Annotated in this window: 12 protein-coding genes; 5 read left to right on the top strand and 7 right to left on the bottom strand. The window is 74.2% G+C overall.

The window, feature by feature from the left end; translation table 11 throughout:
• The first annotated feature begins 73 nt into the window (after nucleotides 1-73).
• Nucleotides 74-2095 (top strand): aminoglycoside phosphotransferase family protein, encoded by a 2022-nt coding sequence (locus ABZS77_RS23020; protein ID WP_354826231.1) that lies wholly within the window; start codon nucleotides 74-76, stop codon nucleotides 2093-2095.
• Nucleotides 2096-2099: 4 nt separating this feature from the next.
• Here the strand turns inward: ABZS77_RS23020 and ABZS77_RS23025 are convergent, their stop codons facing one another.
• Entirely contained in the window at nucleotides 2100-2909 is an 810-nt protein-coding gene (locus tag ABZS77_RS23025) for a DNA-formamidopyrimidine glycosylase family protein (RefSeq protein WP_354826234.1), read from the bottom strand.
• Between the two features lie 71 nt (nucleotides 2910-2980).
• Entirely contained in the window at nucleotides 2981-3181 is a 201-nt protein-coding gene (locus tag ABZS77_RS23030; protein ID WP_354826237.1) for a DUF397 domain-containing protein, read from the bottom strand.
• 79 nt (nucleotides 3182-3260) lie between these two features.
• Here ABZS77_RS23030 and ABZS77_RS23035 point away from each other — a divergent pair, with 79 nt between their 5' ends.
• The 4 genes from ABZS77_RS23035 (at nucleotide 3261) to rocD (ending at nucleotide 6809) form a co-directional block, all read left to right on the top strand.
• On the top strand, nucleotides 3261-3491 hold the full coding sequence (locus ABZS77_RS23035) for a hypothetical protein (protein WP_354826240.1): 231 nt from the start codon (nucleotides 3261-3263) through the stop codon (nucleotides 3489-3491).
• Nucleotides 3492-3630: 139 nt separating this feature from the next.
• Nucleotides 3631-4461: a thrombospondin gene (locus ABZS77_RS23040; RefSeq protein ID WP_354826242.1), complete on the top strand. Its 831-nt coding sequence runs from the start codon at nucleotides 3631-3633 to the stop codon at nucleotides 4459-4461.
• 318 nt (nucleotides 4462-4779) lie between these two features.
• Entirely contained in the window at nucleotides 4780-5595 is an 816-nt protein-coding gene (ddaH, locus tag ABZS77_RS23045; protein WP_354826343.1) for a dimethylargininase, read from the top strand.
• Entirely contained in the window at nucleotides 5595-6809 is a 1215-nt protein-coding gene (rocD, locus tag ABZS77_RS23050) for an ornithine--oxo-acid transaminase (RefSeq protein ID WP_354826346.1), read from the top strand. The genes ddaH and rocD overlap by 1 nt, the downstream gene beginning before the upstream one ends.
• Before the next feature lie 51 nt (nucleotides 6810-6860).
• On the opposite strand, the gene ABZS77_RS23055 is transcribed toward rocD, so the two are convergent.
• The 5 genes from ABZS77_RS23055 to cutA form a co-directional block, all read right to left on the bottom strand.
• Nucleotides 6861-8015 carry an FHA domain-containing protein gene (locus ABZS77_RS23055; protein ID WP_354826245.1) on the bottom strand — a complete coding sequence of 385 codons (1155 nt, stop codon included), beginning with the start codon at nucleotides 8013-8015 and terminating at the stop codon, nucleotides 6861-6863.
• Entirely contained in the window at nucleotides 8012-8305 is a 294-nt protein-coding gene (locus tag ABZS77_RS23060) for a 4a-hydroxytetrahydrobiopterin dehydratase (RefSeq protein WP_354826248.1), read from the bottom strand. Before ABZS77_RS23060 ends, ABZS77_RS23055 begins: the two co-directional genes overlap by 4 nt.
• 61 nt (nucleotides 8306-8366) lie before the next feature.
• Nucleotides 8367-9416: an acyl-CoA desaturase gene (locus tag ABZS77_RS23065; RefSeq protein WP_354826251.1), complete on the bottom strand. Its 1050-nt coding sequence runs from the start codon at nucleotides 9414-9416 to the stop codon at nucleotides 8367-8369.
• Between the two features lie 125 nt (nucleotides 9417-9541).
• The gene (locus ABZS77_RS23070; protein ID WP_354826254.1) at nucleotides 9542-13210 is read right to left on the bottom strand and encodes a hypothetical protein; all 3669 of its coding nucleotides are present in this window, start codon (nucleotides 13208-13210) and stop codon (nucleotides 9542-9544) included.
• Nucleotides 13211-13258: 48 nt separating this feature from the next.
• Nucleotides 13259-13579, bottom strand: coding sequence for a divalent-cation tolerance protein CutA (cutA, locus tag ABZS77_RS23075; protein WP_139587248.1), 321 nt, complete (start codon nucleotides 13577-13579; stop codon nucleotides 13259-13261).
• Nucleotides 13580-13627 lie beyond the last annotated feature (48 nt).

A 13627-nucleotide genomic window follows, 5' to 3' on the forward strand; every position in this document is an offset into this window, starting at 1 on the left:
TAAGGGTTGAGCCGTGCGGCGGACGGCCCTGACGACCGACGCCACCCTGTCCCGCCCTTCTCAAGGAGCACCCATGCCCCCACCAGTCACGATCATCGGCGCCGGCCTCGGTGGCCTCACGCTGGCCCGCGTCCTGCACCTGCACGGCATCCCGGCGACGGTCTACGAGGGCGAGACCTCGCCGACCGCGCGCACCCAGGGCGGCCTGCTCGACATCCACCCCCACAGCGGCCAGTCGGCCCTGCGGGAGGCCGGCCTGCTCGAGGAGTTCCGCCGCCGCGTGCTCACGGGCCGCCAGGCGAGCCGGTTCCTCGACCGGGACGGGACCGTCCTGGCCGACCTGCCCGACGACGACACGGGTGGACGCCCCGAGATCCTCCGCGGCGACCTGCGCCAGATCCTGCTCGACTCCCTCCCGGCCGGATGTGTCCGGTGGGGCCGCCGGGTCAGCGGCGTGGCCGCCCTCGGCGCGGGCCGCCACGAGGTCACCTTCGACGACGGCTCCACGGTTGTCACGGGCCTGCTGGTCGGCGCGGACGGCGCCTGGTCGCGGGTCCGCCCGCTGCTGTCCGCCGCCATCCCCCGGTATACCGGCATGTCGGCCATCGAGACGCACCTCTTCGACAGCGAGACCCGGCATCCCGCGACCGCGAAGGCGGTCGGCCCGGGCGCGATGTACGCCCTCGCACCCGGCAAGGGCCTCCTGGCGCACCGCGAGCGGGGTGGCACCCTGCACACGTACGTGTTCCTCACCGAGCCGCTGTCCTGGTTCGCCGCCATCGACGCGACCGATGCCCGCGCGGCGGTCGCGCGGATCGCGCGGGAGTTCGACGGGTGGGCCCCCGAACTCACCGCGCTGATCACCCACAGCGACACCCCGCCCATCCCGCGCCCGCTCCACACGCTGCCGGTCGGACACCGGTGGGACCGGGTGCCGGGGGTGACCCTGCTCGGGGACGCCGCGCACCTCGCGGCTCCGAACGGCGAAGGCGCCAACCTGGCCATGTACGACGGCTCCGAGCTCGCCAAGGCCCTCGCCGCCCACCTGGACGACCCGGAAACCGCGATCACCGAGTACGAGCGGGCCATGTTCCCCCGCAGCACCGAGGCCGCCACCGACGGCGCCCACACCCAGGAACTCCTCTTCGGCGCGGGCACGCCCCACGTCCTGCTCGGGACGCGGGCGGCCGACCGGCCGCGGGGGCGGTGGATGCTCCAGGATGACCGGATGGATCTACCCACGGGGCTCGACTGGGTACGCGGCTCGCCGGCCGGCCGGGACTGGCTGGACGTACTTCCGAGGTGGCTGGCGGAGTGCACCGAGCGATGGTCGCTGCGACCCGGGCCACCGTTCGAGCAGGCGTACGCCTCGCTGGCGCTCCCCGCCGACCTACCCGACGGCACGCCGGCGGTGCTGAAACTCCAGTACCCGGACGACGACAGCCGGTACGAGGCCGACGCGCTGGCCCACTGGGACGGCGACGGGGCGGTCCGTCTGCTCGCGCACGACCCGGAGCGCCGTGCCCTGCTCGTGGAACGCTGCCGGCCCGGCACCGCCCTGTACGAGCTGCCCATGGATCGGGCGCTCGACGCGGTGACCGGGCTGCTGCCCCGCTTGTGGCGACCGGCCGGCGCGCCGTTCACCCCGTTGGCCGAGGAGGCCGCCGGCTGGATCGACCGGATGCCCCGGGCCTGGGAACGGGCCGGTCGGCCGTACGAACGGCGGCTGCTCGACGTCGCGAGCGACCTGTTGGCCGGACTCGCGTCGAGTCAGGGCGAGCAGGTGCTGGTCAACCAGGACCTGCACGCCGGCAACGTGCTCGCCGCCGACCGGGAACCGTGGCTGGTGATCGACCCGAAGCCGCTGACCGGCGAGCGGGAGTTCTCGGTCGTGCCGATGGTGCGTGGCCGGGAGCTGGGTCACTCGCCGACCGCCGTCCGGCACCGGCTCGACCGGCTGAGCACCGACCTGGGGTTGGACCGGGAGCGGGTACGCGGTTGGACGATCGGTCAGACACTGGCCTGGAGCATCGCCGGTGAGGTCGTCTTCGCGCACCAGGTCGAGGTGGTCCGCTGGCTGCTCGACGGGGACTGACAGCTCAGCCGGCCTGGCAGGTACGGCACCAGTAGAGGTTGCGGCCGGCCAGCTCGCCACGGCTGACCTCGGTGCCACAGATGTGGCAGGGCGCGCCGGGGCGGCGGTAGACGTACACCTCGCCGCCGTGCCGGTCCACGCGGGCCGGGCGGCCCATCGCCTCGGGCAGGTGCGCGTCGCGCACGGTGTCGATCCGGCCGCGCTCGGCCGCGAGCCGCATCAGCCCGACGAGGTCGGCCCAGAGCGCGTCGAAGCCGTCGCGGGTCAGCTGTCGGCCGGGCATCGTCGGCGGCAGCCCGGCCCGGAACAGCGCCTCGGTCACGAAGATCAGACCGGTGCCGGCCACCACCGACTGGTCCAGCAGCAGCGCCGCGAGGGGCGTCGGGCTGCGGGAGATCCGGGCGTACGCCCGCTGCGGGTCGGCGTCGGCGCGCAGCGGGTCCGGCCCGAGGCGGTCCCGCAGCACTGCCACCTCGGGTGGGGTGAGCAGTTCGCAGGCCGTGGGGCCGCGCAGGTCCAGCCAGTTGCGGTCGCTGGCCAGCCGGAGCCGGATCTGGCCGACCGGGTCCGGTGGCTCGCCCGACCCGTCGGTGACCTTGCCGTACAGCCCGAGGTGCACGTGCAGGGTCAGATCCGCGGCGTAGTGGTGCAGGAGGTGCTTGCCGTACGCCTCGGTGCCCTCCAAGACGCTGCCGGAGAGCCGGGCGGCGCCCTCGGCGAAGCGGCCCTGCGGGCTGCTGGCGTGCACCTTGTCCCCGGCAAACAGCTCGGCGTGCCGGGCCGCCAGGCGGTGGATCGTGTGTCCCTCTGGCACGGGTGCCAAGGATAGTCAGCAGCGTCCGGAGGGGCCGGGTGAGCCGGGCCGCTGTGTGCCCGCGCGTCGCGTCAGCCCTGGCGCTGCCCCTTGACGACGGCCACGAACGCGGCCCAGGCGGGCGGGGCGAAGGTCAGCGCGGGACCGGCCGGGTCCTTGCTGTCCCGGACGCCCACGACGCCTGGCAGGTTGTCGGCCACCTCGACGCAGTTGCCGCCGCTGCCGCCGCTGCGGGTGCTCTTGCGCCAACTGGCACCGGCAAGGTCAGTCATGATGCTCCTCGATGATCGAAGTGATCATTTTTTCTGATTCTGCCTCACCCGACGCGAGTGCCTCCAGATCCGACCAGACATGTTCGTAGGCGGTCACCTCGGCCGGCTTGTCCAGGTAGAGCGACTGGTGAGTGTGGACCCGCGCCCGACGTACCACGGATGGGTCTGGCTGGTCGGCTACGTCCTCGACGACAAGGGCCTCGCCGTCGACAAGCGGGAGGTGTACGTGCGGCGGGCCGGGTTGGAGGTGCTCGGCACCCCCAGCCGTGCCCCCGCCCGATCCGGCGAGACCAGAGCGACCGGCCCGTGATCGACCCGTCGTCACCCCACCGCACCGACAGGCGTACCCCGTGCTGGTGTCAGGAAACGCCCAACGGGGTACTTCGGGGCGGTACCGCGTGGATGCCACCCTCTCCGTCGGCCACCACGCATTCATCAGGAGGTGTGTAGTGGTCAGGATTCCTTCGCTGTCCCGCCGGTCCGAGCCGGCACCGACGCGGGACGAGAACCTCGACGGCCGCGTGGACGGCCGCGACACCCCGGTCACCGACCGGGACGGCACGGCGCTGACCGGAGGCCGGACGGACGACGAGACCTCGGGCCGCCCGGTGGTGACCGACCGGGACGCCGACCAGACGACGTACCGCAGCAGCACGGTGACCGGCGACCAGGCCGGCGACGCCGAGCGACGGGCCTCCGAGCGCGCGGCCGTGGCCCGCGCCGCCACCGCCCGGCCGGTGGACGGCGACGCCCGAGCCGTCGCCACGCCGACGCCGACGCGTGACCGCACCGCCGACCGGGACGTCGACCTCGACCGGGACCGGGTCACCCGGCCGGCCGACACGACGGACCGGGCCACCCGCCCGACCGACACGACGGACCGGGTCACCACCGATCGCCCGGTCGACCCGACCCCGGACCGGGCCGAGCCGGAACCGCAGGTGACGCGCGGCCCGAAGCCGCGGGCCAGCCTGCTCGCCACCCTCGGCCTGATCGTCGCGGTCGCCGGCGCGCTGTTCGTGCTGACCGGCACCCTGGCCGGCTACGGCATCGGGCTCGGCGCGTTCGGCGCGGTGCTCGCGGTGTTCGGCCTCATGGCCACCCGCCGCCGGCACATCGCCGGCAAGACCGACGCCCTGTTCGGCGTGCTGATCGGCCTGGGCGCGGTGGTGGTCGGCGTGCTGGCGATGACCGGCCAGTTCGACTGGCCGACCACCGACGGCGACTGGGTGCAGCGCTTCCGCGAGTGGCTTGACTCACAGTTTGTCGATCGTTTCTAGCGGGCACTGTTCCGCTCGCCGGTGACGCACCGGCGAAAAGCCGGCGGTTCGCCGGCAGCCCGAACACCCGGTGGTTCACCGGCCGGGCGACACCCTTTCAGGGGCGGCGGTTCGCCGCCCCTGAAGTGTTTCCGGGGTACGGCACGCGCTGACGCAACAAATCGCCTCCGGCAGCCCTCCAGACGCAACGAATGTTCGGTCTGCGCAACTGTCGGTGGTGGATCCTGCCGCTGACGCCGCATAACGTTGAGCAACGGCGCCAGCCCGTGGGCCACGGTGGCCGGGCGCGCCCGACCCCTGGGAGCAGGACTAATGACGATGGACGCCACCAGCCAGCGCCTGTTGATGTGCCGGCCGACGTACTTCGCCGTCGACTACGCCATCAACCCCTGGATGGACCCGAGCGCGCCGGTCGACGCCGCGCTGGCCGTCCGCCAGTGGGAGCAGCTGCGCCAGACGTACCGCGACCTGGGCCACACCGTCGAGGAGATCGCTCCGGTGCCCGGCCTGCCCGACATGGTCTTCGCCGCGAACGGCGGCACCGTGATCGACGGCAAGGCGCTGGCCGTGCAGTTCCGCGACCCGCAGCGCGCCGACGAGGCACCCGCCTACCGGGCCTGGTTCGAGGCCGCCGGCTTCGAGATGTACGACCCCAAGCACGTCAACGAGGGCGAGGGCGACGTCCTGCTCGCCGGCGACCACCTGCTGGCCGGCACCGGCTTCCGCACCGCGCACGCCACGCACGCCCAGTTGCAGGAGGTCTTCGGCTACCCGGTGATCACCATGCAGCTCGTCGACCCGCGCTTCTACCACCTGGACACCGCGCTGACCGTCCTCGACGAGCAGACCGTGGCGTACCTGCCGGAGGCGTTCAGCCCCGGCAGCCAGGCCGTGCTGCGTCGGCTCTTCCCCGACGCCGTGCACGCCACCATGGCCGACGCCGAGGTGCTGGGCCTCAACGCGGTGAGCGACGGCCGGCACGTGGTACTGCCCGCGCAGGCCACCGACCTCGCCGCCAAGCTGCGCGACCGGGGCTACGAAACCATCGGTGTCGACCTGTCCGAGCTGCGTAGGGCCGGCGGCGGACCGAAGTGCTGCACGCTGCGACTCCGTCAGGGAAAGGCAAGCAAGTGATCGTGGATGACATCCTGCGTACGCCGGGCGCGGTCCGGGACGCCGAGCGCTGGACGGCGCACAACTACCACCCCCTGCCGGTGGTGATCTCGTCCGCCGAGGGCGCCTGGCTCACCGACGTGGACGGCAAGCGCTACCTGGACTGCCTCGCCGGCTACTCCGCGCTCAACTTCGGCCACCGGCACCCGCAACTCATCGCCGCCGCGCACGCCCAACTGGACCGGCTCACGCTGACCAGCCGCGCGTTCATCCACGACCAGTTCGCCGACTTCTGCCGGGAGCTGGCCGAGCTGTGCGGCAAGGACCTGGTGCTGCCCATGAACACCGGCGCCGAGGCCGTGGAGACCGGGATCAAGGTGGCCCGCAAGTGGGGCTACCAGGTCAAGGGAGTGCCCGCCGGACAGGCCAACATCGTGGTCGCCGAGGGCAACTTCCACGGCCGGACCACGACCATCGTCAGCTTCTCCACCGACGAGGACGCCCGCGCCGACTTCGGGCCGTACACCCCGGGCTTCACCGTCGTGCCGTACGGCGACCTCGACGCGCTGACCGCCGCGATCGACGAGAACACCGTCGCCGTGCTGCTGGAGCCCATCCAGGGCGAGCAGGGCGTGGTGGTGCCGCCGGAGGGCTACCTGCCGGGCGTACGCCAGGTCTGCACCGACCGGAACGTGCTGTTCATCGCCGACGAGATCCAGTCCGGTCTGGGGCGTACCGGCACGACCTTCGCCTGCGACCACGAGGGCGTCGTGCCCGACATGTACCTGCTGGGCAAGGCCCTCGGCGGCGGCATCGTGCCGGTCTCCGCGGTGGCCGCGAACACCGACGTGCTCGGCGTTCTCAAGCCCGGCCAGCACGGCTCCACCTTCGGCGGCAACCCGCTGGCCTGCGCGGTGGCCGTCGAGGTGGTCCGGCTGCTGGCCACCGGCGAGTTCCAGCGCCGCTCCGCCGAGCTGGGCGAACGGCTGCGCGCCGGCCTGGAAGCTCTGCTCGGCGACGGACTCGTCGCCGTACGCGTGCGTGGCCTGTGGGCCGGTCTGGACATCGACCCGGCGCTGATGAGCGGCCGGGAGGCGTGCGAACGGCTCGCCGAGCGGGGCGTGCTCGCCAAGGACACCCACGGCTCCACCATCCGCCTCGCCCCTCCGCTGGTGATCACCGAGGAGGAGATCGACTTCGCGGTGGCCCAGCTCGCCGAGGTGCTGGCCGGCTGACCCGGAACGAACCGAAAGGCGGGCGTCGACGTCGACGCCCGCCTTTCGCGGTCAGGGACGGGGCAGGCGCATGGCCATCGTCGGGGCCTCGGCCATCACCGAGGTGGGCGTGAACGGGGCGCCGGTCGGCAACTCCTCGGCACGACCGATCTGCACACCCGGGTACAGCTCCACCATGTCGTTCTCGCCCAACACCCGGGACTGCTGCGGGGCCAGCGGGATCCGATCCGACTCGACCATCGAACCAGCCGGCCGGATGCCCGAGCCGTTGGTACTCACGTCCGTCACGATGACCTCGCCCACCCGCAGCTCGAACCGGACGTGACCCCGGCTGATCCACCGGCGGGCCTCGTCGTTGAGCCACTGCCCGAGCATGATCCCGCCGTCCTGCTCGGGTGCCCGACCGGCCACCACCGGCTGCTCCTCGCTCAGCACGAACCGCCGCCGGACCAGCCCGCCGACGCGCACTGCGAGCACCTCCGTACGCGGCCGGGGGCCGCCGTCACCGAGACGCGCGCCATGTCGGGGGCAGGTCGGTACGCCGTTGCGCAGCGAGGGCGGCGGCTGCGCGGCGGGGCTGCGGTCCGCACCCCCGGCCAGGTCGGCGAACGCGCCACCCCCACCACCGCCGCCGAACAACGCGCAACCCGACTCCGGGCAGCGCCACTGGCGGGCCAGCAGCTTCACCCCGGTCGGCGAACGCTTGCCGGCCACCGGCGAGTGCCCGCCGCCGACGTGCGCGATGAACACCGGCCCGCCGGCGCCCGGCACCGGGGCGACCACCCGACCGGGCTGCTCGACCAGCCACGGGAACCGACCGCGCAGCCCGTCGAACCGCACCCGGCTGAGCACCGGCAACCCGAGCAGGTCGGCCACCTCCAACATCCGGTCGCCCGGATTGTCGAGCACCTCGACGAGCCCGTCGTCGGCCCAACGGCGGACCACCATGCGTTCGTTGGAGGTCAGGTCGGCGTCGGAGAGCAGCGCCCGGTGCACCACCGCGTAGACCTGGACGCTGTCCTCCTCCAACTCGCGGGAGAGCGCGTCGATGACCATGCCGAGGCGCAGCAGGCTGGCCGGCCGACCACCGTCGATGTCCTGGTAGCGGATCACCTCGGCCAGGTCGACGACCGCCCGCGCCAGCGACGGGTCGGTGCAGACCCGCCCCTCGATGGCGTCCAGGACCTTGCTGATCTCGAATCTCATGCCGCGCTCCGGACGATGTCGTCGATCCGCCGGGCCAGCTCGATGTCCCGGTGGGTGACCCCACCGGCCGAGTGGGTGACACAGCGGAAGGTCAGGGTCCGCCATCGGATGTCGATGTCGGGATGGTGGTCGAGTTCCTCGGCCACCGTCGCCACCCGGTCCACCACCGCGATGGCGTCCGGGAAACTGCTGAGCTGGACGGTACGACCGATGCCGGTCGGGTCACCCGACCAGTCGGACAACCCGCCCAGCTCGTCTCGCACCGCGTCCGCGGTGAGCAGGTCTGCCATGACCAGACCCTACCGGTGGCGCGTCCGGGGAGCCGGACGCGTCCCGCCGACCCGCCTCGCGTCAGCCGCGCAGCGGCCGGCCCACCTCGTGCAGGTGACCGAGCGCCTGCCGGTACGACTCGACCAGCCCGGTCTCCGCGTACGGGATGCCCTGCTCGGCGCAGTAGGCGCGGACGATGGGCTGCGCCCGGCGCAGGTTGGCCCGGGGCATGTTCGGGAACAGGTGGTGCTCGATCTGGTAGTTGAGCCCGCCCAACACGGTGTCCACCAGCCGGCTACCCCGTACGTTGCGGGAGGTCAGCACCTGCTTGCGCAGGAAGTCCAGCTCGTCCTCTGCGGTCGGCATCGGCATGCCCTTGTGGTTCGGCGCGAACGAGCACCCCATGTAGAGGCCCCACAGCGCCTGGTGCACGACGGCGAAGAGCAGCGCCTTCACCGGCGACATGACCGCCAGGAGCAGCGCCACGTACCCGACGGTGTGCGCGACGAGCAACACCGCCTCGACCGCCCGGTGCCGCATCGACGTCGCGTACCGCCCGTTCTCCCGGCCGACGATCGCCCGGATGCTCGCCACGTGCAGGCTCAGACCCTCCAGCAGCAGCATCGGGAAGAAGAAGTACGCCTGCCGCCGGGCCATCCACCGACCGAACCCCCGGGTCTGGATCGCCTGCTCGGGCGTCCACACCAGGGCGCCAGCGCCGACGTCCGGGTCCTCGTCCTCGTGGTTCGGGTTGGCGTGGTGCCGGTTGTGCTTGTCGACCCACCAGCCGTAGCTGATCCCGACCGCCATGTTGCCCGCGAACAGGCCGACCAGGTCGCTGGGGCCACGCCTGCGGAACATCTGACGGTGCCCGGCGTCGTGCCCGAGGAACGCGACCTGCGTGGTGGCCACCGCCATCAGCGCGGCGAGCGGCAGCTGCCACCAGGAGTCGCCGAGCAGGAACACGCCGACCCAGCCGGCCACGAAGGCGCCGAGGGTGAGCACGATGCGGGTGACGTACCAGCCGGGGCGCCGCTCCAGCAGGCCCGCCTGGCTGATCCGTCGGGACAACTGTGCGTAGTCACTTCCTCGCCGTCGTACCGGCGGTTCCGTCACCGCTCCGAGCGCCATCGCTGCTCCCGTTCCGCTTGGGCCCGTCCGGGTGGACGGGCTCACCACCAATCCTGTCCGCAACGGTTGCGCAGAGTAACCCTGGATACCCCCGGATCGGGGGTAGGGCGAGCCCTACCCCCGACTCAGCCGAGCCTGGTCACGGCGGCCCGCAGCCGGGCCAGATCGCGGCGGCGCCGCTCGTAGGTGGCGGCGAGCCCGACCAGCGCGAACCCTCCGACGGCCAGGTAGATCCACCGGGGCAGCAGGTCCCACCCCCGGGCCAACTCGTGCAGGGCGAGCAGCGCCAGCACGCCGCCGCCGAGCACGACGGGCGCCTGCCAGCGGCGGGCCGCGCCGGCCAGCACCACACCCAGCGCCGCCGCGCCGAGCAGCAGCCGCCGCCACGGCTGTGGGTCCGGCCCGGCCAGCACCGACATCAGGCTCGGCAGCAGCGCCGCGACGAGCCCCGGGCCGAGGGCCGGCCAGCTGGTCAGCCCTGGCCTGGTCCGCAGCGCCAGCAGGCCCGCGCCGAGGGCGAGAGCCGCGGCCGGCAGGGTGTACGCCTCCAGCACCGTCACCCCGCCGGCGGCCAGCAGCACCCACGCCCCGAGCAGTTCGCTGCCGGCCGCGATGCCGGCGAACGCCCACCGGCGTCCGGCCGGCTCGCCCCGGCGCAGCAGCCGCAGCGCCACGGCCACACCCCACAGCACGCACACGGTGGCGAGGTGCCGCGCCGCCTCGACGGTGAGCACAGCCGCCACCAGCGCCACCGCCTGCGCGGCGGCGTCCAGCACCCGCCCGAGCAGTGCCCGCACCGCCAGCACCTCGACCGGCCGCGACGGGCTGGCGGCCTCGACCGCCGACGGGCCGGCCGCGACCGCGCCGGACGAGCTGGTCACCGCGGCGACAGCGCCGGACGAGCTGATCACGGCCGCGACAGCCAGGACCAGCGCGGCCACCGCCAGCAGGGGGTACGCCGCCGCGCGCAGCGGCTGCCCGCCAGCGAGCGGTGCGGTCACCGCCAGCGCGCACGCCGCACCCACCGTGGCGAGGCATCCCGCCACCCGCGTCTCGACAGCCCGCGCCCCCACGGCGACGACCACCGCCGCCACCAGCAGGACCCCCTCGGCGGCGAGCGTGCCGGCCCGCGTGGCCAGCAGCCACACCACCCCGGCGGCGAACAGCACCACCCCCACGGGTACGGCGGTCGGCGCGAGAGCCGGACGCGGCGCGGCGAGCGCGGCGAACAGCAGCGCGGCCACACCTGCGAGCAGCACGGCACCCGGCATCACCGGCCAGGGCGCGCCGGCCGCGACGAGCAGCACCGGCAGCGCGGCAGCGGCGAACGGCAGCGCGGCCAGCAGCGGCGGGCGACCCCGTCGACCAGCCAGCACCGCGGCCACCGCCAACGCGACGAGCGCCAGCCCGGCGGGGTACCCCGCCGGGTCCGCGACGGCGGCCGGCGCACCCGACCAGACCGATCCCCCGCTGACGTACGGCGACGTGAGCGCGTTCAGCACCGCGGGCAGGGTCGCCAGCACCGCCACCGCCGCCAGCAGACCGCCCGCCAGCACCAGCACGCCCGGCCGGCCGACCGCCGCCGGCCCCCCGACCGCCGACGGCCCCTCAACCACCGACGGCCCCCCGACCGCCGACGGCCCCCCAACCACCGGCAGGTCCCGTTGTGCCACGAACGCCACGCCCAACGCCGCCAGGGCCGCGTACAGCGCGATCGGTTCGTCACCCGCCGCCACCAGCGGCGCGAGGCCTGACACAGCCACCGCGACCACCGCGCCGGTCACCGCGTACCCGGCCAGCTCCACCCGCTGGCGACGTACCGCGAGGACCGCGACCAGCGGCAAACCGGCGGCGGCCAACGCGAGCCGGACCTGCCACCAGGGCTGCGCGCCCGCGACGAACGCCGCCAGCGCGGCGATCCCGGGCAGCGCGAGCTGCGCGACCAGGAGGCCTGCACCGGCCACCCGGCGGTACGGCCCGGACGCCCGCCGCACCGTGAGTGCCAGACCGACAGCGGCCAGGACGCCGAGCGCCACGAGGGCACCCACCGGATCGGCCAGGGCCACCAGCAGTCCGTGCCCGAGCAGGACCGTGCCGCCAAGGGCGCGGCTGGCCAGCGTGCCGGGTCGCGCCATCGGACGGGCCAGCACGGCGAGCAGCAACGCGGCCCCACCGAGCAGGTCCACGGCCAGCACGGCCGACCAGGAGGCCGGCCAACCACCGGGCACGGCGAGCACCACCGCCACCGCGCCGACCGTGGCCAGCAGCTCCCACACCCGGCGGGGCACCAGCAGCGCCGTCGCCGCGAACGCCAGCGCGAGGGCAGGCGCCACCTGCCAACCCCCGTCCAGGTCGGGTCCGGTCCCCGCCCCGCCCCACGGCGGCAGGGACCGGCCGACGGCGGCGACCGCAAACGCGACGGTGACCAGCGCGGCGACCTGCGCCGTTCCCGCCGCGACCAGCAGCGCCCCCACGCGCGGGCCGGTCCACGAGCCGCCGCCCCCAACTGCCGCCGCCCCGGCCGTCTCCGACCCGGCCGCCACCGACCCGGCCGTTGTCGATCCGGCCCTTGTCGATCCGGCCCCCTCCGACCGGATCGACGCCGGCAGCAGTCGCACCGCACCCGCCAGGACGACGGCCACCACCGCCGCCGCGATCAGCAGCAGCGCCGGCCGCAGTTCGGCCACCGGACGCAGCACCGCGACAGCCAGCACCGGCACCAGCAACCCGGCGGCCAGCGCACGCAGCACCGGCCCGCCGACCAGCCGGGTCGCGCCGAACGCGGCCAACGCGACGAGCAGCAGCGGCGCCCCCGCCAGCAGCGGGGTGCCCGCGGAACGGCCGAGCAGCAACGGCACCAGGGCGCAGGCGGCGGCGCAGCCGAGCGCCACGACGTGCCCGACGCCCGCCACCACCCGGCCGGCCAACGGCACCGTCCCCGGCCGGCCACGCAGGGCCACCACCACGGCCAGATCCAGCAGTGCCACCCCGAGCAGGACCAACGCCCACCCACCCGCGTCGGGCCGTGCCTCGGCGGCGAGCAACGGCAGCACCGGCTGGACGCCCAGCAGCCCCGCGAACCATGGCCCGGTCAACCCACTGGACCGCCCGTACGCGACGGCGACCGCCGCGCTGACCCCCCCGACCAGCGCGGCGTACCGGCTGCCCGGCCAACCGGCCACCCCGGCCAGGTCCACCGACCAGGCCGCGTAACCGTCCAGCACCACGAGCAGCAGCCCCACCGCGGCGAACGTCTCCGCCGTGCCGCGCAACCCCCGACGAACCGCCAGCAGCGGCACGGCCAGCGCGAGCGCGGTGAACGCCGCCAGGATCAGCGCCCGCCCACCGACCCCGACTGCCGCCCAGGCGACGGCCGTGAACACCACCGCGGCGGTACCCAGCAGGAGTCCACCGAGGACGAACAGCAGACCCTGGATCGTCTTCGTCGAGGCCTCCGCCGCCCCCGGCGCCGGGGGCGTCCCGACCGACGCGGCCGTGCCGACCATGGGTGCCGGTGCGCTGCGCGGCACCGGCCCGACGACGGACGCCGCGACCCCGGCGCGGACCACCGCCGCCAACTCGGCCCGCCGGCGCGAGGCCGCCGCCAGTCGCCCGGACAGTTCGGTGTACGTCCGACGGGCCTGCTCCACCTGCGGCTCGAGCTGGACGACCTCCCGAGCCAGCCGCACCACCTCGGCGGCGACCGGGTCAGGCGGGCGGCGGCAACCGGCGCAGCCGGCGGTCAGATCAGCCGGGGCGCCACAGGCGGGGCAGGGATAGCGGGTGTCGTCCACCCGCACATCATCGAAACACCACCCCGTCGTGGCCCAGAGTGCGCGTACTCATGGTCGGGTGTGCTCGTGTACCCACGTCGCGTAGCCGGGGTCGCCACTCTCCACCCTGGACACCAGGATCTCCGGCACCTCGTACGGGTGGCTGACCCGGATCTGGTCGACCAACGCCGAGAGCCGGTCCGGTGCGGTCTTGAACTGCACCGACCATTCGGTGCTGGTCTCCACACCGGAGCGCCACCAGTAGGTGCTGTCCACCTGACCGCCGACCTGTGCGCAGGCGGCCAGCCGTCCGGCGACGGCCGCGGCCGCCAGCACGTCGGCGACCGAACGCGCATCCACCACCGTCGTCACCACGCAGATCTGGTCCACGACCGCACCCTACGCGGCGGCGTCCGCCAGAGCCCGCTTTTCGTTCGC

Origin of the sequence: Micromonospora sp. NPDC005298, assembly GCF_040607375.1 — a bacterium.
Lineage (GTDB): Bacteria > Actinomycetota > Actinomycetes > Mycobacteriales > Micromonosporaceae > Micromonospora.